16 protein-coding genes are annotated in these 21,335 nt (G+C 40.0%); all 16 read right to left on the bottom strand.

What is annotated here, in order from left to right; genetic code table 11:
- Nucleotides 1-2: 2 nt before the first annotated feature.
- The 16 genes from PSM_RS16355 to tssA all read right to left on the bottom strand — a co-directional run bounded on the left by PSM_RS16355 (nucleotide 3) and on the right by tssA (nucleotide 21,304).
- Complete coding sequence (locus tag PSM_RS16355; protein ID WP_013462979.1) at nucleotides 3-4,700, bottom strand: RHS repeat-associated core domain-containing protein; 4,698 nt, start codon at nucleotides 4,698-4,700, stop codon at nucleotides 3-5.
- Complete coding sequence (locus tag PSM_RS16350) at nucleotides 4,700-5,545, bottom strand: hypothetical protein (RefSeq protein ID WP_013462978.1); 846 nt, start codon at nucleotides 5,543-5,545, stop codon at nucleotides 4,700-4,702. The genes PSM_RS16355 and PSM_RS16350 overlap by 1 nt, the downstream gene beginning before the upstream one ends.
- Complete coding sequence (locus PSM_RS16345) at nucleotides 5,542-6,567, bottom strand: hypothetical protein (RefSeq protein WP_013462977.1); 1,026 nt, start codon at nucleotides 6,565-6,567, stop codon at nucleotides 5,542-5,544. The genes PSM_RS16350 and PSM_RS16345 overlap by 4 nt, the downstream gene beginning before the upstream one ends.
- A 2-nt stretch (nucleotides 6,568-6,569) precedes the next feature.
- Nucleotides 6,570-6,860: a PAAR domain-containing protein gene (locus PSM_RS16340; protein WP_013462976.1), complete on the bottom strand. Its 291-nt coding sequence runs from the start codon at nucleotides 6,858-6,860 to the stop codon at nucleotides 6,570-6,572.
- Nucleotides 6,861-6,898: 38 nt separating this feature from the next.
- A complete protein-coding gene (locus tag PSM_RS16335; RefSeq protein WP_016900103.1) occupies nucleotides 6,899-7,258 on the bottom strand; it encodes a hypothetical protein in 360 nt (119 codons plus the stop codon).
- The gene (tssI, locus tag PSM_RS16330; RefSeq protein ID WP_013462974.1) at nucleotides 7,258-9,111 is read right to left on the bottom strand and encodes a type VI secretion system tip protein TssI/VgrG; all 1,854 of its coding nucleotides are present in this window, start codon (nucleotides 9,109-9,111) and stop codon (nucleotides 7,258-7,260) included. The genes PSM_RS16335 and tssI overlap by 1 nt, the downstream gene beginning before the upstream one ends.
- Before the next feature lie 73 nt (nucleotides 9,112-9,184).
- Nucleotides 9,185-9,664: an Hcp family type VI secretion system effector gene (locus tag PSM_RS16325; RefSeq protein WP_013462973.1), complete on the bottom strand. Its 480-nt coding sequence runs from the start codon at nucleotides 9,662-9,664 to the stop codon at nucleotides 9,185-9,187.
- A gap of 220 nt (nucleotides 9,665-9,884) precedes the next feature.
- Complete coding sequence (tssH, locus tag PSM_RS16320; RefSeq protein WP_013462972.1) at nucleotides 9,885-12,503, bottom strand: type VI secretion system ATPase TssH; 2,619 nt, start codon at nucleotides 12,501-12,503, stop codon at nucleotides 9,885-9,887.
- Between the two features lie 23 nt (nucleotides 12,504-12,526).
- Nucleotides 12,527-13,516 (bottom strand): type VI secretion system baseplate subunit TssG, encoded by a 990-nt coding sequence (gene tssG / locus PSM_RS16315; RefSeq protein ID WP_033102982.1) that lies wholly within the window; start codon nucleotides 13,514-13,516, stop codon nucleotides 12,527-12,529.
- Nucleotides 13,513-15,339 carry a type VI secretion system baseplate subunit TssF gene (tssF, locus tag PSM_RS16310; protein ID WP_013462970.1) on the bottom strand — a complete coding sequence of 609 codons (1,827 nt, stop codon included), beginning with the start codon at nucleotides 15,337-15,339 and terminating at the stop codon, nucleotides 13,513-13,515. The genes tssG and tssF overlap by 4 nt, the downstream gene beginning before the upstream one ends.
- Nucleotides 15,336-15,821: a type VI secretion system baseplate subunit TssE gene (tssE, locus tag PSM_RS16305; protein ID WP_013462969.1), complete on the bottom strand. Its 486-nt coding sequence runs from the start codon at nucleotides 15,819-15,821 to the stop codon at nucleotides 15,336-15,338. The genes tssF and tssE overlap by 4 nt, the downstream gene beginning before the upstream one ends.
- Before the next feature lie 15 nt (nucleotides 15,822-15,836).
- Entirely contained in the window at nucleotides 15,837-16,616 is a 780-nt protein-coding gene (locus PSM_RS16300; RefSeq protein WP_013462968.1) for a type VI secretion system accessory protein TagJ, read from the bottom strand.
- Nucleotides 16,617-16,618: 2 nt separating this feature from the next.
- Nucleotides 16,619-18,145 carry a type VI secretion system contractile sheath large subunit gene (gene tssC, locus PSM_RS16295; protein ID WP_013462967.1) on the bottom strand — a complete coding sequence of 509 codons (1,527 nt, stop codon included), beginning with the start codon at nucleotides 18,143-18,145 and terminating at the stop codon, nucleotides 16,619-16,621.
- Between the two features lie 37 nt (nucleotides 18,146-18,182).
- On the bottom strand, nucleotides 18,183-19,673 hold the full coding sequence (gene tssC, locus PSM_RS16290; protein WP_013462966.1) for a type VI secretion system contractile sheath large subunit: 1,491 nt from the start codon (nucleotides 19,671-19,673) through the stop codon (nucleotides 18,183-18,185).
- Nucleotides 19,670-20,173, bottom strand: a complete 504-nt coding sequence (gene tssB / locus PSM_RS16285) for a type VI secretion system contractile sheath small subunit (protein WP_010389380.1) — start codon at nucleotides 20,171-20,173, stop codon at nucleotides 19,670-19,672. The genes tssC (PSM_RS16290) and tssB overlap by 4 nt, the downstream gene beginning before the upstream one ends.
- A gap of 15 nt (nucleotides 20,174-20,188) precedes the next feature.
- Nucleotides 20,189-21,304: a type VI secretion system protein TssA gene (gene tssA / locus PSM_RS16280; RefSeq protein ID WP_013462965.1), complete on the bottom strand. Its 1,116-nt coding sequence runs from the start codon at nucleotides 21,302-21,304 to the stop codon at nucleotides 20,189-20,191.
- Nucleotides 21,305-21,335: the final 31 nt, after the last annotated feature.

Below are 21,335 nucleotides of genomic sequence, written 5' to 3'. Positions count from 1 at the left end.
CCTTATACAAGCTCTTTTGGAGACTTATAATTCAATACGTTATTAGGATTATCTTTGTTATGTTTTATCACTGCCCTGCCTCCAGTATGTGCAACACCTCCATTTCTAACAGAGTGCACAGATTTAGGAATGAGCATCATTGTTTTAGCATCTTGGTGATGATGCCAAACATATTTAGTTTTATCGTATACTTCAATACCAGCTTTTTCCATTGCTAAGGGTACATCATTTAGCATATCCCCAGTCAAGCCCTCTACGGAGACTGTTTTTTGTGAGTATGGAGTAAAATCAGGGAAACCATCGGTATCGAACGCAACATCCCCGCCTTTAGTTTTAACAATAGTACCTGCTAGATCCGAGTTAATTATTTTTCGACCGTTAATTACCTTGTCAGGATTGATATCATTAATTAAAGCTTTTTCCAAAGCTGACTGTTCTATGCCATATGGCTTAGTTATACTTCGAGTATCTTCACTAGCATTATCTTCAAGCAACTCACTCCAACTATCGTCATCTTGTAGCTGATAAAATTTATTTGATTCTTTTTTGAAAATGCCCTCAGTATGGTGAATCACATTCTCGTTTTCATGCCCAAAGATTGAAGCACATGCAGCCCAATGGCAATCCCCTACATTTTCGGCTAGAAGTTCTGATATATCTGTTGGTTTAGAAACTTGAACTGAACTATCGAGAAGCTCGATATCTCCAGGGTTATCAAGTAACACATACCCGGGGATAACATCACCAGCAACATATACCTTTTTATATACATTACTATTTAAGGACCCGCCACTTTCTATTAATTGCCCAAGGTCATCTGTTATTGTCGCTCCATTAAATGCATATACCGTTAGAGTACTTCCCACAGGGACTATTGCAGATTTAGTCTCATCTATAATCCCATGGCCAGCAAAAACAACCCTTTTAGCATCTCCTTCCTTACAACTCAACCCAAACGGGTCCACCCAATTAACTGGATTCGGCGCATATTGATAGTGGTTTATGCCACCCACAAGGCCAATCGGATCTTGGTTTATAAAGCGTTGTTGTTTGGGGCTGTAGTAGCGGTAGCGGTTGTAATGTAAGCCACTCTCGATATCTAAATATTGCCCTTGAAAACGTATTGGCTGAGTGAAGCTATTTGTAGTGTTTGCCTCTGACTCTTCATAACCATATACATCTGCTTGGTTTTCCCAGACTACTTCTGTTTTGTTGTTGGTTACAAAACGTGGAGTATTCAGTTGGTCTAGGTGGTAGTAGTACACCTCACCTTTTTTAATCAGCGCGACTGGGTGAAATTGATTTGGCAGGTTGATATACCAGGTATATTCACCCTGTTGGTATTCGCCAATTAGCTGGTCGTTATCCCAAATGTAGTCAATTTTGCCCTGCTCGGTGTGTTTGGCGATACGACGCCCGAGTGGGTCGTAATCGTATTGAGTAAGCGTACCGTTGTTGTTAAAGCAACTTAGCTGATTAAATGCATTGTATTCGCGGCGGGTTTTTATACCTTTGCCGGTTTCGCGTATTTGGTTACCAAATTCATCATAATGAAAGTCGCTGTCGCCAAAGTGAGTTAACCGGTCGGCATCAGTGGTACCTGTAATAACATCATCATTATCACTTAAATCACTAGCAAACGTTGCTGCATTTGAATCGTTATATTCGCTATTAATTACATTAGGTGTGCTTTCTGACTGGTTACTTTCAACCTTATTGCTGGCGTCGCTATCATCATTGTGCTGAGGAGTTTGCTGCTCAGCTAATTCGTCATTTTTAACCGTTGACTGGCTAACTGGGTTACCAAAGCTATCCCACTGGTATTGCGTGGTTTTTGTGTTCTCAGAACTTACTAGATTTTGTTGAATTAACTGGCCTAGGCTGTTGTACTCAAAATTAATATTATGACTACTAACACCTTCCTCTTTACGCGCAATCAGCTGGTTTACGCTGTCGTAGATGTACGTACAGGTATCAAATAGTGCTTGCGCAGGATGGGTTAACTGCTGTTGTGTTAGGCGGTTAAATACATCAAATTGTTGGGTAAGGGTTATGTCATTACCAAACTTTTGCGTTTGAATATTACCTTGACTGTCATAGCTAAGCGCTGCAAGTTCAACAGCCGTGCTATTGGCTTGCTGTAAGTGAATGCCACTCAATTGACCAAATTTATTATAACTGTAATTCAGTTTGCTTGAATCTGGCAAGGTCAGTGATTGCCTTCTGCCGTAGTCGTCGTAACTGTATTTTAAGGTATGGGCTTGTTGCTGATTATGTACTTGCTCAGCACGTACTAATCGCCCGCCTTTATCAAACTGCTGCTTTAAGGTTGATTGTGCATTGTGCGCACGAGTAATTTTACCTTGCAGGTTATAGCTGTAGTAATTGGCGTTATTAACGATGTGAGTATCGGTTGCCAAACTGGCATGCTGCGCAATCACGCGGCCTAATTTATCACGCTCTATTTTTACATGGCGTTTATCGCTTTGTGTAACCGAGGTTAAGCGGTTGCAAGCATCGTATTTATATTGCTGTAGCGTGCCATCAAATCCAGTTACTTGCGTTGGGTTTTCGTTAGCGTCATAACTTATGCGGTATACATGGCCGTCGCTACGTTCGATAGCGGTTAGGTTGCGCTCTTTATCGTAAGTTAAATGCAATGCACTGCCATCGGGCTGAATAACACAATGTGGCTGGCTTAGCCCTTCAAAGTGTTGCTCGGTGGTATCACCCTTACTGTTTTGCGAGCTAATTAACCGCCCTGCATCATCGTAACTAAAATGTTGATGCTGTTTATTTTCAGGGTCTTTTTCGTCAAAGGCAATAGTTTGCGCAAGCTGGCCGTGCTCATTGTATTTATATTGAGTCAGCAAACCTGCGTTATTAATGGTGGCATTTACACGGCCTAAACTGTCGTAGCTGTAGCGAATGAGCTCATCGTTATGGTGTTTGGCTAAAAGCTCGCCTTGCTCGTTCCATACAAATTTAGTGACTTGACCATCTTTATTTATGTGTTGGGTTAGCTGGCCAAATTTGTCATAGCTGTAAAGTACGGTGCGACCGTCGCCAAAGGTTTCACTTTGCAGCAAACCCGCCACACTGTATTTACGGGTTATTGTTTGACCATCAGGCAAGGTGGTTAATACACGCTGACCCAATTGGTTGTAAGCAAATTTAGTGACACTGCCATCTGGCTGCGTTATTGATTCTAACTGACCGTAAGGGGTATAACTGTATTTTATTTCACTGCTGTCTGGCTTTATTTCCGTTATTTTTTGGCCTTGTGCGTTATAGCGGTAGTGCCAAACATTACCATTAGGATCGGTGTGCTTAACTAACTTACCTTGCGCGTTATGTACAAAGTGTTCTTTATGCCCACGCGAGTCTATACAGGTTGTTTCACCAGCGTCTAAATTATATTCAAACTGATACGTATAGGTGTTGTTATCGCCCCATTGTTTTATACACTTAGCACTTGATGAGTAACTATCCCATTCAAAGTGATGGCTAAAACCACTGGCACGGGTACGCTTAGTTAATAAATTAGCGGCGTTATAGCCATAATGCTCTGTTTCACCTTGTTGATTGGTCGCGCGAACGAGATTTTTGTTTTCATCATAATCATATTGCGCAAGTAACGGCGTTAGTAATACTGGCTTGTTGTTATCACCTGTACGATAAGCCGAAATGTTTGCCAGCAACCCTTGCGGGTTATATTTTAAAATACAGCCGCGTGCTTTATTAACCTCAACGCGATGCAAGCGCTCTTTCGCATCGTAATAAAAACCAATACTTTGGCCTTTTTCATTAATAACTTTTTCGAGCAACCATGAGTTTTCGCCAGCTTTAAACGTAAGATGCTGATCATCTGGCGTTACCAATACTTGCTTACCATTAGTTTGGTAATGCAACGCCAAATTACTGCTTAGCTGATAGCTCGATTGCCCCGGTTTTACTTTTTCAAAGCGGTGTTTAGCGCCATGCTCATCTTGGTATTCTAACCAGTAGGTGCCTTTTTGTTTTGGGCCTACTTTAGGTGGCGGTAAGTAATGCTCAGTTAACTGCACCATAAAGTCATGTCGCCAACCATTACCCATTACACTGCATACATCCGCATGCGATGAACGGTATAGGCGTCGCCAAATTAATTGTTTGCTACCTGCTAAGGTGAAATCAATAAGCGGCAGTATTTCTTCACCCGAGAGCATAGAAACTGGATCAGAGCGGCACTCTTGTTTGGTGATAGGTTCTTCACTTGGGGTATTATTACTTGCACCGCCACTGTTTTTAGCCGGCGCTTGAGAGGCACTTTTACCTGAGGCTGTTGAACTGCTCTTACTACTTGGCTTTTTACCTGCTGCGCCGCTATTAGTGTTATCGCTTACTTGAATAGCCGACTTAGCTTTTTGGTGATAACAACTAATTTTATCTGCAACCAAAGCTTGGGTTAATACACTCGCGGTTTCACGGGCTGACGCACCGCGCGAACAGCTCACTCCTGCAAGGTTAAGCAAGTTAATAACGTCTAAACGTTTAGCGGCGTCGCTAGTAAGCGCACTGCCTATTTGCGCAATTTGATTTTTGGCACTTTCAGGCGTGTTAGCTGCTACAGCAACAAAGCCCGACGGCGCAGAACCTTTACCAGCGACGAGGCAAATTGGGTAACTTATTCCTTGTAAAACAACGGTATTACTTTGCATTAGCTGTCTACTTCCTCACTTATCCATAAGTATGATGCTGCACCTTGATGCTTAGCTTGCTCTTGGGAGAGCATTAATGCATAACTAAAATGCTCAACAATTGCAGGGCTTGTGGTTAATTGGTACAAATTAACTAACCCTTCTAGTGCGCCTATTTTCCCTAATTTATAATTGGGTAGTTCGTAATATGTGTGCTCATCAATTAAGCTAGTAAGTAGCTGTAAATTGTTTAGCCAACTATCATCATCTACCCCATTTCCCGGTGCAAAAATTAGATCAATCTTATTCTCTGTTTGTTCAGCTAATCGCGTAAGCATACCTGCTAGCTGATTATGTTTGCTAAAATCAATAGATGCTGCAATCTCATGGCTTACCTGCGACCACCCGCAAGGCACCATTTCAACTACAGCCAACGCACCACCTACACCTTGATATACAAACTGTTGCTGTTTATTTGCTTTAAAAGTTGCATCTAAAGCAATTACATTAAATTTTTGCCATTTTTTTTCACCAGCCAAAGCTATAGCAGAGTGTGCACCTGTTGTTCCATGAAAAATCAGCTCGTTGCTATGATCGGGGTATAACTGTTGTAAGCTTTGAGCTAATAACTGTTTTAGCTCATCTTGAAATGATAATGCCGGTAGTAACCAAATCATCGGCAATGTGCTGTCTGTGACTTCTGCCATTAATTCTTTAGATTTAATTATGCAATCGTAAACACATGCATCCCAAGACTGCCATTGCAACTCATTAAAAACAGCACTGTTATCGTCAAATAATAATGTGTCTACGCTGCTAATATTTGGGACAGAAAAGCATGTCATCTCGATTGAAAATGCACTCATGGTGCCACCTCGTCCTGAGTTTTATTGGCAGCGAGATGTTGATAATAGCGATATAAATTAAACACCCCTTGGCTATAGCTATCCATGGCCGATAAATAAATGGCATTAGGCACTTCATCAAGAGGGTGCCCTGCAATCAGTCGTAAACTCGACATGGCGGTTTCATATTTAGGCCAGTTATGTTTTAACTGCTGCTGAAAATCTATTAGCGCGCTTTCATCACCTTGCCAAGCGAGTCGCTGGATATCGTACTCCACTAGCTGATCGAGTTTATCACCTAACATGCGTCTTATTAGCGCAATAATTAACGCGGGTTGCTCTACCTGTTGTAATAAAGAATTAGCCAAAACAATTAGTTTTACAAAACCGCTTTGTAATAAAATATGCAATGTGTGATCAACCGATAAGGTATTACTGGCATGATTACTTAAGCTGTTTACTTGCTCAAAATTTAACGACAACAAAAATAACGACATTAAGGGTGATAGATGGGCTTGCTCACTTAATGCATCAAAAATAGCCGTTAATATCTGTCTATCGTGGTGCTGCGCAAGGCTGGTAATTTGATTTATAGTGACCAGTGTTTGCGGGGCAATCTCTTCCTCAGCACTGTAAGCAAAAAACAAGGTGTTTAAATTTAGTAGCCGAATTAAGTTAAAGCTATGCTGTTGGATAACGACTTTATTTATAATGATTTTAAAAAAAGCACTCAGCGCTGGCTCATTAAGTAATTCATTTATAAATATAATATTTTTATTTTGTGGCAAGTTAGCCATAACTTCAATACATGCTTGGGCAACTAATTCATCGTTTTTGGTGTTAGTTATTATTTCGACTAGTTGCTCAGTGGTGGGCAATTCAAAGTTATTTTTTTGATTATTGTTTTTTGCCGTTAACCAACAGCTTTCTAATAGCGTTTTTCTTAAATAGCGAACATGACCTACACACGTAAACGGGCACAGTTGAGCGTTACTAATTTGTAGTAATTGTGCTTGATGATCACTTAAATAGGTCGCTAGCAAAGTTAACCACCAATTAACACGGTTGGGTTGCCCACAACGATTTTTCCGCCGTGGCCACTATCATCGCCCATTCTGGCGGCAGGTTTACCATTAATTTGAACACTACCCGAGCCTGTTTTTACGCTGTCTGGCGGGCCAACACACACTATCATATCGCCTTTGCGGGCAGCGGGCATGCCACCTATTAACACATTGCCAGAGCCAGCAACTATAGGTCCACCCACATGTGGAACTTTAGCGGTCACTTTAGGGCATACATGCATATGACCAATTGTAGCAGCGGGTTTACCCATTTTGACTCCTTGTCGTGTCTTTGTTGGTTTATGAAATGCTATTCATAAAGCGGGATAACTAATAGCTTGTTACTGGTTACCAGTAGCGAAATTTCTTCAATTAACTCATCTTTACTGTGATCAGAAAGTGCCACAGCGCTTTGAGTTGCATATTGATATAAGTTTGAAATTACATTTTCACTATTAAGTGCATCACTTAAATGAATAAAAAACTGCTGTGCATAATAGCCATTCATGGCTTTTAAATGACTTAAAGCCGGGCTTAGTAATGGATCGTCTGGCCTGTTTATCGGTAAACACACTAAATGCGGTAAACCATAACGGCAGTAAACAACGTGCCCGTTATTTGCAATGCCGTTTCTAAATCCTGATTGAAAGTTATTGACTATTTCCATCATTAATTTAACTTAATTACACCAGCAGATAAGGTAATGGCACTGCCATCTACTTTTACATTACTGCCTTTAATATCAATGTTTGTACCTTCAATAGTAATATTGCCACTACTGCTCATTTTAATTTGCGCAGAGCCTGTTTTTATCACTATTTCGTCACCCGCTTCAATATTAAGTGTTTTACCGACTTTTAAGGTGTCATTTTCACCCATTTCAGCAACACGGTTAGCTGTGACTTTGAGATTATCGTTATTGAGGATTTCAACATTACGGTCGTTATCTATTTTTTCGTTTTGATCGTTTTTAACGTAAAGCTGTTTATCTTTTTCGGCTTGCATATACACAAGCTCGCTGCCTTTTTTATCCTCAAAGCGCAGCTCATTAAAGTTATCTGCTCCACCTTCTTTAGTTGAGCGAGTCTTAATACCACTTTGCGTTTTTTCACCAGGTAATGCGTACGGAGGCATTAGGTCTGCATTATAAACAGCACCGCTTATAATAGGTTGATCTGGGTCGCCATTAATAAAATCAACCAGAACTTCTTGACCTACGCGGGGAAAGAAAAAGGCGCCCCACTTTTTGCCAGCCCAATTTTGTGCAACTCGGATCCAGCATGAACTTTTAGAGTCTTTTTTACCTTCACGATCCCAATCAAATTGCACCTTAACGCGGCCATATTGGTCAATCATAATTTCATCGGCGCTATCACCCGTTACTATGGCTGTTTGTACGCCGTTGATAACCGGTTTCTTTTTGCTCACTTGCGCTCTGTATGGAATGTCTTTTGGCACACATTCAAAGTGGTTAGAATACACTTCTTCACTCGATGCTTGTGCAGCGCCTGATTGGTTTGGTACCACAATCGACGTCATCATCGAGGTGATAGCAAAGGTTTTACCTTCAAGGCGTGGGTCTTCATGTTTTTTGAAACTAAACAGTTTACCAACAGAGAATGAGCGGCAGTCACTGCGCCCGCTCGAGAGCTTCATGTCTCTTTGCAGTGACTCTAGTTGAACTGATGCCAAATTAGCCGCGCGGGGATGACACTCTGCTTCAGCTGTATATTCAAAAATTTCTGATACCGATTGGGTCGGTAATTCTGCGTTTGCTTGCTCTGCATCAGGGTAACGTGATGGCTGTTTAAAATCGTAGCCCAAACGTTTGAAACTACCTGGCGCTAAGCTTAATCCGCCCTGCCAACGCGAAACATGAGACTCACTTAAATGGCCAGTTGAATGAACAACTTTAGCCTCACCACACATTTCATATGCTGTAATATCATCTGCTAAAACTAATGTATGATTACTTTTTGTATGCTCAAAGAAGTAAAAAATCCCCTCACTTTGTAATAAGCGTTGGATAAAGTCAAAATCTGACTCTTGGTATTGCACACAGTATTCGTATTTGGGGTAGGTTTTACTGGTTTTATCTGAAAAAGCCACATTGTGTTGGCCAAACAAATCAGCGAATATATCTTTAATTGTTTTCTTTTGGAAAATGCGACTGTTTTTACGATTACGCATAGAAGCGGCAAAAGGCACAATGGTAGCTTGATAATCAATGTAATTTTTTTGCTCATCAACATCCGCCGTACGGCTTCCGTTAGAAACAAGCTGACTCACGATACCGTGATAAAAACGCTCTCCCCCACCCTCGGCATTTTTTACCTTGATAGAAACAGGCTTGCCAACCAGATCTTCATGTGCAATTTGTTGGCCTATGGTATACATATTGACCGACATAACAAACAAATCTGACATGGCTTCTTGAGCAACGAAGCGTGTTAAATAAAGGGCATCTTTACCAACAGGAGTACTAATTTGAATTACGTTTTTATCTTGTGTTGCTTTTTGCATTCCTTGCTTTTCCCATCCTGAAGATCAAAAAAAGCCCTGGGCAAAGCCCAGAGCTACAATCGGGTAACAAATATTACATTTGTTGACCTTTAACACCGCTGTAACCATATACAAGTGGTGCAGTGATGTTGTTTTGGTCGTCAGTAGGTGTAACAGTCATCATCATTTCAGTGTAGCTGATAGTGATTGTTTCAATTGGACGGTCGTTTTGAACTGATACTGAGTAGCTAGAGATCATGGCATCTGTAAGTTCGATTTTCATGATTTCTTCAACTTTATCACCTTGTTTAGTGATATGGAAAACAGCAGGTAGACCTTTACCAATAGTTGCTTCTTTGAAAAGATCCGGAGATGCTTTATCTTGAAGTTTAGTAATAGTCACATCGCCTAAACGAGTAGAGCTAGATTCACGATCCATCGCCGTACCAGTCGCTGCGCTAATTTCACGGCTAACGTTCCAATCTAAAGATAAAACTGTAATTAAATCTTTGAAAGACTCAGCAGTAGTTTCGCCTTTGATTGAACCGTATTTTAAATATGTATTTGCTTGCATTTGATAATGCTCCTTTTTATTAAACAATATTATCCATTATGTGGATTCGTTTACTTTGGTTACCCAAAATTCCTTGAAATCATTATCTTTAAAACAGCAATGAAAAGGTCTTCAGAATTCCTTTCCCTAGATGAAGACAATGTCTCAAAAATTCCTTGTTTCTATATAAAACACACGAATTATAATGCCCTAAAACTAAAGAAACAACCTTAAAAACAAGTTATTTTGAATTAACTTTAGTTAATTCAACATCGAACTCATTATCTTTAATTAACAATGAGATAGATGTTACTTTTTCACCTTCAACCATGCTTGAAAGCAAGATCTCAGACAATAGAGGTAGTACTTTATTCTGTAATATGGTGTGAATATTTCGTGCACCCGATCCGGCATTTTGACAATTTGCAATAATGTGCTCAATCACATCATCGTTATACGTTAATTGCGCATCATAGTGCTTTTTAACACGCTTAATTATTTTACTAATTTGCAACGCAGCAATCTGGGTAAGAATTTCATCACTTAACGGAATATATGGAATAACGTTAATTCGTCCTAAAAATGCAGGCTTAAATGCCCCTAATAAATCATCTTGTAATGCTTTTAATAAGCCTTTAATACTTGGCTTACTTTCTTCATCTTCAAATAAGCTCATTGTGGTATCAGTACCCACATTTGAGGTCATAATAATGATGGTATTTTTAAAGTCGATATCTCGGCCTTCACCGTCTTTTATGGTGCCTTTATCGAATACTTGATAGAAAATATCTTGCACGCCTGGATGGGCTTTTTCCATTTCATCTAGCAGCACCACACTATATGGTTTTCTTCTTACTGCTTCGGTTAAAATACCGCCTTCGCCATAACCAACATAACCTGGAGGTGAGCCAAGTAGTAATGACACTTTATGCTCTTCTTTAAACTCAGACATATTAATAACTGTTACGTTATCTTCACTGCCATATACTTCTTGTGCTAGTGAAAGCGCGGTCTCTGTTTTACCCACTCCGCTTGGGCCTGCCAGCATAAATATACCATTAGGGCGACTTTCATCTGCAAGCTGAGCACGAGAGGTTTGTACTACTTTAGCCATGAGTTCAAGCGCATGATCTTGGCCAACTACGCGTTGTTTCATTTGCGCAGCTAAATTTAAAATGCCATGAATTTCATCTTCATGCATTTTACCAACAGGAATACCAGTCCAATCAGAAATAACCTGTGCAATCAGCTCTTCATCAACTTGCCAATGCACCATGTTATGTTCGTACGAGGCTAGCTTAAGCTTACTTTCTTTTAACTGCTCAAGTACTTCAGCAGAAGAGTCTGCATCGTTGGTGTTAATCGATTCAAGCGCTTGGTTTAATTCTGCAACGATGCCTTTTTCAACGTTGAACTGCTCATTTAATGGTTCAAGTTGCTGTTCAATCTCAACTAGTTCAGATTTAAGTGCTGATAATTGTTCGCTATGATCTAAACCGGTTTTTTGCTCACGATTTAACATTAAAACTTGCGCTTCAATTTCACTAAGTCTATTCATTAACTGCTCAATCGCATTAGGTGTCGATGCTTGGCTCATAGCAACACGAGCACAGGCCGTATCTAACAATGCAACTGCTTTATCGGGAAGTTGCCTGGCAGTAATGTATCTGTGCGATAGATGCACCGCACTTTCAAGTGCTTGCTCTGAAATAAAAACTTTATGATGCTTTTCCATAACAGGAACTAAACCACGTAGCATAGCAACCGCTTTTTCTGGCGTTGGCTCTTCAACCTTTACCACTTGGAAACGACGTGTTAGTGCAGCATCCTTTTCAAAAAACTTTTTATATTCAGCCCACGTTGTTGCTGCAATAGTACGTAATTCCCCTCTTGCTAAAGCAGGTTTTAGTAAGTTAGCCGCATCGTTTTGACCCGCTTGTCCGCCACTACCAATCATAGTGTGAGCTTCATCTATAAAAAGAATCACAGGGTCAACAGCGTTTTTAACTTCGTTAATTAACGACTTTAAGCGATTTTCAAACTCACCTTTCATGCCCGCACCTGCTTGAAGCAAAGCCAAATCTAGGCTGTGCAACTTAACGTTTTGTAATACTGCAGGTACGTCTTTTTGGGCAATTCTTAGGGCAAGTCCTTCAACCACAGCGGTTTTACCTACACCCGCTTCACCCGTCAAGATTGGGTTGTTTTGACGACGTCTAGTTAAAATATCAACCATTTGACGTATTTCAAAATCACGACCTAGAATAGGGTCTATTTTCCCCGCTTTTGCTTGAGCGGTTAAATCAACTGTAAATTGATCTAAACTCGGTGTTTTAGATGAACCATTTGCAGGTGTTGCAGCAGTTACATTGGCGGTATTTCGCTCTTGCGATTGTGCAACAATTTCAGGCCATGCATGTAACAGTTGGCCTGGCTCTATGTTATTAAACAATTTGCTACAGCGCGTTACTAAACTTGAAAGCGTATCGTCTTTTGTTAGCGTATAAATAACATAAGCACTGCGAATTTGCTCATCGGTGAATTCTATACTGGTACTTAACCATGACTGCCTTAATAATGTAGTCACATGCACTGATAGGCTAGGCGATGAATCACTGCCCGTTTTAAATGACTCTAGTGATTGGTTTAAATCTTGCTTCACCTGATCAATATCAATATCGAAAGAACCGAATATGAGTCTAACATCGTCTAGTTGCTGCTCAATCATGGCTAACAACCAATGCTCTAATTCAACCGTAAAATGGCTGCGGCTATTACATATTGCAACAGCTGCCTCTAAGCTTTTTCTACAATCTGGACTTAGTTTTTCAACTAATTTATTTAATGTCATCGTTGACATACGCTGTTCCTTTTAATTTTTAATTATCCTTTAAACGATAACTTAATAGGGTTAAATTTAGGGGTGTTTTTACTCGCCATTAAAAAGCTATTAGCGCCAAGTTGGCATTCCCGTTTAGACAACTGCACCGCATCAAGTTGTTGAAAATCTGATTCGATGATAAGTCGAAATGAAATCGCATTGCCCGCATAATCTTTTACAATTTTGGTAGCTAACTCAAATAACTTGCCTTTCGGTAACAAGGATTTTGCTTTATCAATATCAGTAGTGCTGATATGAATCTCAATATTAGAAGAAATATCCCATATCTTTTTACCTATTACGGTATCAACGCCTAAGCGAGCATGTTGTCCCTCGTATAGGCGCTCACTTGCTAAACAGGTTTGTTCTTGTGGCTTCAAATCATGCCACTTTCCTACCATTTGTTTGATGACAACATCACAACCAAGGTAAGAGCTCAATACACTTTTTAAATCAAAAGCGTTGCGAATTTTTCGGCTATACAAGCCAGAAAAATGCAGCTGATGATCATTATAGCCGCCACTTAAAAGTCCCAATATTTGTGTATATGGGTCTTTGTTTTTATCTTTGTTCACATGATTTAAAGACGGCTTATATTTTTTCCACGCTCGATAATATAAAGACACCAAACGATGATTAAACATGTCGTAAAAGTCACGCATGGTGGTATCTTTATAGCGAAGACGCTGCATCACCAGCTCGCTGTAAAATTGGGGTAAAGCACCTGAGCAACCCGTTAATCCCATAAAAGAGATCTGCATGTTGACTTTATGCAACCCATCTTCAAAGCTAGCTTGCTCTAATTTTGTGATAGCGTTACCTGGGTAACCAAATTTTTGTGTTGCGGTAAATTTAATTAACTCTTGCTTTGGGCTACTGTCATACCCTACATAGCGATACTCTAAGCCATGCTTTTTCAGCTGGTTTTCAATAATGAAAACAGCTTTATAAAAATCAACTTGTGACGCTTGAGAAATAATATGCTGGATCATATTAACGGGCTTTCCCCAACTCGAGCAGGCCATTGATAATACACTTGCTCTTGTTCTTTGAGCCTTAAACTAACACGCGTGAAACTATTGATTGCCGCAAATTGTGCAAAGAAATGATCGAGGATAGAAGCAAAGAAAAACATACCACTTCCCGAAAAATCATCATTGGCAAAGGTAATTTCTATTTCGCTTCCCGTTGCGAAGCTTACTCGTCCTTTTTGTACAACACGCGCCGTTGCTGGTTCTACAATCACGCGGTAAATATTATCGATAAGGCCTTTTGTTTGCGGTGAAGCTCTAAAGTCATACAGCCGTAACACTTCTTTAAGCTTGTTACATGCATCATCTCCACTAAACGCATCAAGGGTTAAATGATTAACTAATTGCCAACGAGTTGCATCGGCTAATATCGGTCTAACTGCATGAGTAAATGGGATTAAACAACGTATTTTTTTTATTACATCACCACGTTCAGGCATTAAAAGTCCGAGTTCATCATCTCCAAAGGGCATGCTAGCAGGAAGGTTTCGATTACTGCAATTAGCACGTACTGTTAATACCGTGTTCCCTTCAGCATAATCCATAGCGCTATTTTCAAATCGTGCATCTACCAATGATAGAAACGATTCCGTACCTGACTCAACATAGCCACCGGCCCAAGAAGCGGTTTCTCTGCGGATGTGCCAAAATAAATCATCATGGCCTTGGTATCGTGGATGAGTCTGCCCATAAAAAGGACACACTATTTGTTTGTTCCCTTTGTGATCAAACGCAATAACTTCTGAGATACCAATCACCTCTGAGATTTCAGAGTCCATATAGCGTGGTGTTAATTGGTATTCGTATTCACTCAGCTCAGGGCGAATCGGTTCTAGTTCTTGCTCAAACATATTGATAATGGGTGTACATCCCATTAAAAACATATTTTTGTCTACTTGCTTTTCAAGCTCGGTTGACTCTGAATCAAGATAAATATACACACTGCATTTGTTAGACTTTTTAGGCAGTGATGAACGAATATTTTCAAGCTCAACAAAGCGAAACTTTTCCGGAAAGGTAAAGTTTTCCACCAGTAACCGATAACCAGCACTTGAGCGCTGCGAATAGGGCACCACCGCTTCATTTGCATCAAAGCCTACGGCTTTTAACTGGTTTTTAGAAAGGTACTTTATACCCTCTTCACCATTATCAAAAGCAATACCAATAGCGTGTTTAAATAATAGTTCATACACTTTAAGCGTATGATGCCATTGGCCATTTATAAATAATCGTAATTTTTCCAGCCCGGTTTCAGCTAATGATACACCCGGATATTCACCGGTTAGCTCAAGTTTGAAAATTGACTTAGCTTTTTCATGCCAACGAGGCTTAGGGGCAACAAACGGACTATTATCAAATTGGGCACTTGTGATCTCAACCGGCCATAAATAAGTTTCGTAACAGGTTTGAAACTTACATTGCTTCATCGACTCAACATTGGTTTCTACTTCACTGCCTCTTGGAATGACCACACCCGTGGTGGACAGATTTTCAGCTTCTAATTTTACCACCGACATAGAAGGGATAGGCGCTTGGTAGTCTGGCAGCATCTGTCCCAATAGAGCATCAGTTAGCTCAGGAAAGCTGTCATCAAGTTTTTGCCTAATATTAGCAGTTAAAAATGCGAACGATTCGATTAGCCTAGATACATGAGGGTCTTCAATATGGTCATCGCTTAACTTTAATCGCCCAGCAACTTTAGGGTACTTTTCAGAAAAGTCTTTACCCATGTGGCGAACAAACGCTAGTTCGCGGTTGTAGTACTTTAATAACTCATCGTTCATAAAGAGGCCTCAATAATCTTCATACCTAAATTAACCGGCTCAACTTCAGAATCAAAGCTGATAAATTCAGGTTCTGGATCGGCATACAACAAGGCGTTAATCCTTAGGTTTAATACTCTGTTCACGGGTACTTCATCATCGGTAAACACTTCTACCTCAATAAACCGCGGTTCAAATTTTAAAATTGTATTTCTTACGGTTTCGCATAAAAGTGCACGCCCTTCGTGTGAGCTTACAGACATACTCGAAAAGTCAGGCAAACCATATGATAAACACGAAGTCGACAACTCAGCATATTGTGATGGCCAGGTATGCCACTGAATTCGAGCATTTAGCAGCGCTTCTATGTCTCTACGCACATTTTTTCTCAGCTCACTAATGCTGATCCCCTCAGTACGAGAAGGCGCATCTTGAAAGTCAGGCTCATCGTCAATGAGCCTATCTAAAATAGATGCTTGGAGTTGCTGCTTATGTTCAATCATAATCGTTTATTGCACTTACTCTGCTGTTTCAACGGCGTTGATTTTTAGACTAGGAATAGTGATTGCTTCATCGTTGACAAATAACATTTTCATTCCTTTACCTACAATAAACTCATCTTGTAGCTCATCCCAATCAGAAACCTGACCTAACTTTTCCAGCTCAGTATTTGAGTTTGCATAAACCAGCGGTAAATGTGCCGTGCCTGACGGACCGTCTTTGATAGTGATCTCAACGCGTAACCAGATGCTCTCTAATAAAGACGTTACAGGTTCTACTTTTAATGCTTCAATTTCATTAAAGTTTGCAAGGTAAAACTCGCCATTCGTGCCTAGCACTTCTAAATATGGGCTTAAGCTATCATCTAAATCTCTAATTGCTGAATGCTCATCATCAACGCTTTCAAGACGAAGTGCTTCCATTTGTTTTGCAAGCGTTGCCGCTTCAGATGTTTCGCCTTCAAGTAGGGCTACGTGCATTTTTAAGAACAAGGTGTCTAGCTCATTAGCTTCATGAAAGAGTTTAGGAATACCCTTACCTTGATAAAAATCTACACGCGATTGTTGTGCGCGAATTAAATGCCTAAGGTTAACCGCACCTACAGCAAATTCAGGGTTCTTTTGCACCATAAAATCTAGCTGTTTATCTGCTTTTTCAAGTTCACCGTTAATGCAAAGTAATTCAGAATAAAGACTTCTAATATCAAAATTTAAAGGCTCATCTTGCAACTCTGTAGCGCAACATAATAAAGCATCAGCAAGTTTTCCCTCGCGAATTAAACTGTGTATTTTTTTCATTACTATTCCTTTATTTTATGATGAGGACTGAGCTCTGTTATTAACTTAATACTCGAGACCATTTGGTCTAACTGAAAATGAGGCTGTAACTGCAAAACCGAAAAGTAATGACCCGGATTAGCCTTGTTTTCACTTACTTTTATTTTTGCATTACTGAGTGGGTATTTACTTCTAATGTGCTCAGACGCAGAGTCTGACGCGGTTGTGTAGTTATTGATCCACGCTTGTAAATCTCTTTCACACGCTTGAGCCGTGCTGTAAGAGCCTACACGGTCTCGGGCCAATAATTTTAAATAGTGCGCAAAGCGCGATACACATAAAATGTATTGCAACATAGACGATAAGCGCGCATTGATATTAGCAGCGCTTGAATCGTAATTTTTTGTCTTTTGAACCGACGCATTACTGTAAAAAACAATATGTTCGGTATTTGTGACCGAAGAGGCTGGGATAAAACCGAGTTCAGAAAATTGCTTTTCAAACTTACTGGTTACTAACAAATCCAGTGGCGGCTTGGCTTCTTTTTGATAAGTATCATTAGCAAAACTATCGCGAGCTAGCCCTGTGACTAAGCCTTTTGACACTTTCCCTGGCTCTATACCACGTATATGCCCAAACCAGCCGCTATCGCAGTAAGCTCTGATTATTGTTGATACAAATTGATAGGCTGCATTTCCCCACAGCATATCTGTTTCTGGATTAATAATTTGTTCTTTGAAATAGAATTCTTGATGGCGCTTACCGTCATTAGCATAAGGCGGCCTAACTAGCACATGAGGAAGTGTAAAACCCATGAATCTAGCTTCTTCCATTTTTCTAAAGCTTTGCCATTTTATATATTCAGGCTGCTCAAAATGATTAAATAAATCAGAGTAATAACCTAAATCTGAAAAGCTATCTGCGCCAAATAAGTTAGCCGATGCTGAACATATAAAAGGAGAAAATGCGGCGGCAGCCGTTCTTGACACTTCTTTAATCGTATCTATATCGTTATAAATAGTGCCCGCTGAGCAACCATTACTAATTTCATAATCACCAATCACAATACCAAAGGGCTCGCCGCCGGCACTGTCAAATTCGTTTTGATAGAGTAATTGAAAAAACGTACTTTGATCGAAATCTATCGCTTTATTTACGTCTTTTGAGAGCGTTGGCCAGTCACAATTAAGCAATTTAACTTTTACTTTTTTTTCTTTGTCTTGTTGCTCTGTTTGTAATAATAGCCACCATAGATTTCGCCAACTAGCTTCTAAATTTTGAAAGCTTTTTGCATGAATTATATGATTGAGTTGTGAAGAAATCAGTTGATCGAGTTCAATGATCACACGCTGTAAATAAGGACTCAATGACTCCTTATTCCAAGAAAGTGGAGAATCAGAAGAGCCTTCAAGCCATAATAATAACGCTTTATCTAGGTTTTTTTCGTTCAAAAACCTATCGAGTAAAGCGTCATTATCACTTATTCGAGACTGCGACTTTTGTTGAAAAGTGAAGTCTTGATTGATAAATGAAAACTCTTCGTGATTCATTCTATTGCATCATCCTTAATGCGAGAGAGCGGTATTATTAACCGATCTCTGGGATTTTAGCTACAAGGCGTAAAGAAGAAGTAAGCTCTTCCATTTGTAACCAAGGTTTAAGCCAAGCAACAGCGTTATAAGCACCAGGTTGTCCTGGGATCTCTTTTACAGATACTTTCGCATCAGCAAGAGGGTAACGTGCTCTAATATCTTGACCACCGCCCTCTGTCGCATTTACATAAGACAGAATCCAACGGTTTAACCATGATTCAACGTCTTCGGCTTCCATAAAGCTACCAATTTTATCGCGCGCCATTACTTTAAGGTAATGAGCAAAACGAGAAGTCGCCATTAAGTAAGGTAAGCGTGCTGAAATGGCAGCATTAGCGGTTGCATCAGGTGTTGAGTAGATTTTTGGTTTTTGACAGCTTTGGCCACCAAAGAAAACAGCATAATCAGTGTTTTTATAGTGACATAAAGGCAAGAAACCTAACTGGCTTAGCTCGGCCTCACGACGGTCTGTAATGCCAATTTCTGTTGGACATTTAAGATCTGGATCGCCATCATCACTCGTAAATATGTGCGTTGGTAAGCCTTCTACTTTACCACCACCCTCTGCGCCACGAATAGCAGTACAGAAACCATATTGAGAGAAAGCAGCGGTCATGTTTGTTGCCATAGCGTATGCGGCATTACTCCAACAATAATCACTATTATCAGTACTAACTGAACGGCCATCTTTCGCTTCAACTTCAAACTCTTCGTAGTTAAATTCTTCAACTGGTTTTGACGCTGCACCATAAGGTAAACGCGAAAGGAAACGCGGCATAGTAAGTGATACAAAGCGTGAATCATCGCTGTCTCTAAATGAACGCCATTTAGTGTATTCTAGTGATTCAAACACTTTTTCTAAATCACGTGGCTTAGTTAATTCTTCCCAATTATCAAAACCAAATAACGACGGTGATGATGCGGCAATAAATGGACAGAAACCAGCAGCTGCAACATTAGACATTAAGCTTAATGTTTCAACATCTTCTGGGTGATTAGTAAATTCAAAGTCACCTACAATCGTGCCATACGGTTCACCACCTGGGGTACCAAATTCTGACTCATATATTTTCTTAAAGGTTTGGCTTTGATCAAACTCAACAGCTTTACTTAAGTCTTTATGCAGCTCTTTCTTTTTCATGTTTAAAACACGAATTTTTAATGTTGAGCTAGTTTCAGAATTCATCACTAAGTGATGTAATCCGCGCCATGAGCCTTCAAGTTTTTGAAACTCATCCGTGTGCATTACGACACTTAACTGCTTTGAGATTTTTTGATCGATTAATTGAATTGCTTCATTAAACGTCACAGTCATGTTTTTGTTCCATTGAACTGTGCCTTTTAATGCTTCTTCAGTTAACGTTTTCAGTAACTCTTCAGCACGGCTTGACTCTGTTTGTTTAGTCGCACCGATTGCTTGCTCTAAAAGTGAAGAACTAACTTCTGCTACTGATTCTGATTCTGTTGCTAATTGTTCAGTGCTCATTTATCAGTCTCCTCTAAGTTAAGTTCTTTCGCCATCGAGTCTAAGCTTGCTGTGTTGCTTAATACTTCTTCTAGTACGTTTTCAAGTTCTTCTGAGCGGTCAATCTTCGTCATCAAGTCACGAAGCTTGTTACGCGTTTCCATCAATTTGCGTAACGGCTCTACTTGATTTACAACGGCTGCAGGCTCGAAATCGTCAATCGATTTGAAGTTCAAGTTAACTTCAAACTGAGAACCATCATCCGTTAATGTGTTGTCTACTTTTAAACGTAGAGATGGGCTCATACGCTTTAAAACATCATTAAAGTTATCACGATCAATTTGAATAAAACGTCTATCTTTTAGTGGCTTAAGCGCTTCTGTATTATCACCAGAAAAATCGCCCATTACACCCACTACAAAGGGTAATTCTTTTTTTACTGCCGCGCCCTCAGTTTCCACATCATAAGTGATATGTACTCTAGGTTTACGAACTCGTTTTAACTTATCATGGATACTCATTGAGAACTCCTTTTACTATGTTTCAGTTTCGCTGATCTTAATGCCAGACAACTTAAAGTATCCAGTCCTAGCATCACTATCTGTAATTAACTCATTTAATAACTCAGGTAGCGATAATTCGCTCCATCGAATAACTTGTTCTATCGTGTAAGACATCGGTGAATGAGGTTCAGTCTTTCTGAAAAAAGTCGCAATTTCTTGAAGTTTCTTAATTGCGTTTTCTCTTGAATTAATCTCATCACTGCTAAGCTTTTTAGGTTGCTCTGAGTCAGCTTGAATCGCATCCTCAACGAGTTCCTCTTCAGGCTCAGCGTTAGCTTTATCTAGTGCAGTTTGCGCTGCTTCAAGCTTATCTGCTGCTACGTGTTTTACCGCCGCTAAGCTCACTTCTAATGCTTGTTTGATGTTAGACGTCGGTTGTGGCTCACCTGTCACCTCATCCATAACTTCGCTCAAGGCAGCAAACTGCTCTATCGCATCTTCAATATCGTTTTTTAAAGACACAAAAAATTCGGTACTGGTCTCAGCGGCACTTTTTTCTAATTGCTCAAAATCAACTGCGCCTTGGGCTATTTTCTTTTCGCGCTTTTCATCATTTAAACGCGAAATATCATACCCTTGCTGATACTCCCAAAAAGAAAAAGGATCCATACTGACACTGTCTGTCATATAAATGCTTTTTATTGGGATGATCAACGTGCCTTCACCGGCTGTACCATTTAAGCCAACTAAGGCAGACACTTTGTCTGAAATTTCATCACCGTCATCAAGTGTTGGATAAAGGGATTCAAAATGGTGTTCCAAAAGGTGCTTAGCAACACTAAAACCAAACGCTATTCCTTTAAACCCGTGAACGCGGCATAAACCTTCAATTAGCCATGCAAGGTATTCAATATCCTTGCTTTCGCTTTTAACTGCCTCACTGCATTGTTCAAGTAATGGCAGCCAATCTCGCGAAAGTGAAGCAATTCCCTCTTCATCGACTAAGGCATTTCTTTCAGCCGCACGAAGTTGGTTTCTTAAATCTTTTAAGGCATAGTAAGTAGACGTTGGAGAGACGTCTGAGCGCGGATCAATACCTGCAAACTCAGCATCTGAAATAGGGGAAATATACTCTTCAAATAAAAACATTCCATTGTCCTAAATATTATCCATGTGCTCT

This window comes from Pseudoalteromonas sp. SM9913, from assembly GCF_000184065.1.
GTDB classification, from domain to species: Bacteria; Pseudomonadota; Gammaproteobacteria; order Enterobacterales; family Alteromonadaceae; genus Pseudoalteromonas; species Pseudoalteromonas tetraodonis.
Note: the sequence above shows the minus strand (reverse complement) of the source record. Positions and strands in the feature narration are given on the sequence as shown.

What these genes read in the sequence shown, in the direction of transcription:
- PSM_RS16355 (WP_013462979.1), bottom strand. Translation starts at nt 4,700, where the DNA reads ATGCAAAGTAATACCGTTGTTTTACAAGGAATAAGTTACCCAATTTGC.
- PSM_RS16350 (WP_013462978.1), bottom strand. Translation starts at nt 5,545, where the DNA reads ATGAGTGCATTTTCAATCGAGATGACATGCTTTTCTGTCCCAAATATT.
- PSM_RS16340 (WP_013462976.1), bottom strand. Translation starts at nt 6,860, where the DNA reads ATGGGTAAACCCGCTGCTACAATTGGTCATATGCATGTATGCCCTAAA.
- PSM_RS16335 (WP_016900103.1), bottom strand. Translation starts at nt 7,258, where the DNA reads ATGATGGAAATAGTCAATAACTTTCAATCAGGATTTAGAAACGGCATT.
- tssI (WP_013462974.1), bottom strand. Translation starts at nt 9,111, where the DNA reads ATGCAAAAAGCAACACAAGATAAAAACGTAATTCAAATTAGTACTCCT.
- PSM_RS16325 (WP_013462973.1), bottom strand. Translation starts at nt 9,664, where the DNA reads ATGCAAGCAAATACATATTTAAAATACGGTTCAATCAAAGGCGAAACT.
- tssH (WP_013462972.1), bottom strand. Translation starts at nt 12,503, where the DNA reads ATGTCAACGATGACATTAAATAAATTAGTTGAAAAACTAAGTCCAGAT.
- tssG (WP_033102982.1), bottom strand. Translation starts at nt 13,516, where the DNA reads ATGATCCAGCATATTATTTCTCAAGCGTCACAAGTTGATTTTTATAAA.
- tssF (WP_013462970.1), bottom strand. Translation starts at nt 15,339, where the DNA reads ATGAACGATGAGTTATTAAAGTACTACAACCGCGAACTAGCGTTTGTT.
- tssE (WP_013462969.1), bottom strand. Translation starts at nt 15,821, where the DNA reads ATGATTGAACATAAGCAGCAACTCCAAGCATCTATTTTAGATAGGCTC.
- PSM_RS16300 (WP_013462968.1), bottom strand. Translation starts at nt 16,616, where the DNA reads ATGAAAAAAATACACAGTTTAATTCGCGAGGGAAAACTTGCTGATGCT.
- tssC (WP_013462967.1), bottom strand. Translation starts at nt 18,145, where the DNA reads ATGAATCACGAAGAGTTTTCATTTATCAATCAAGACTTCACTTTTCAA.
- tssC (WP_013462966.1), bottom strand. Translation starts at nt 19,673, where the DNA reads ATGAGCACTGAACAATTAGCAACAGAATCAGAATCAGTAGCAGAAGTT.
- tssB (WP_010389380.1), bottom strand. Translation starts at nt 20,173, where the DNA reads ATGAGTATCCATGATAAGTTAAAACGAGTTCGTAAACCTAGAGTACAT.
- tssA (WP_013462965.1), bottom strand. Translation starts at nt 21,304, where the DNA reads ATGTTTTTATTTGAAGAGTATATTTCCCCTATTTCAGATGCTGAGTTT.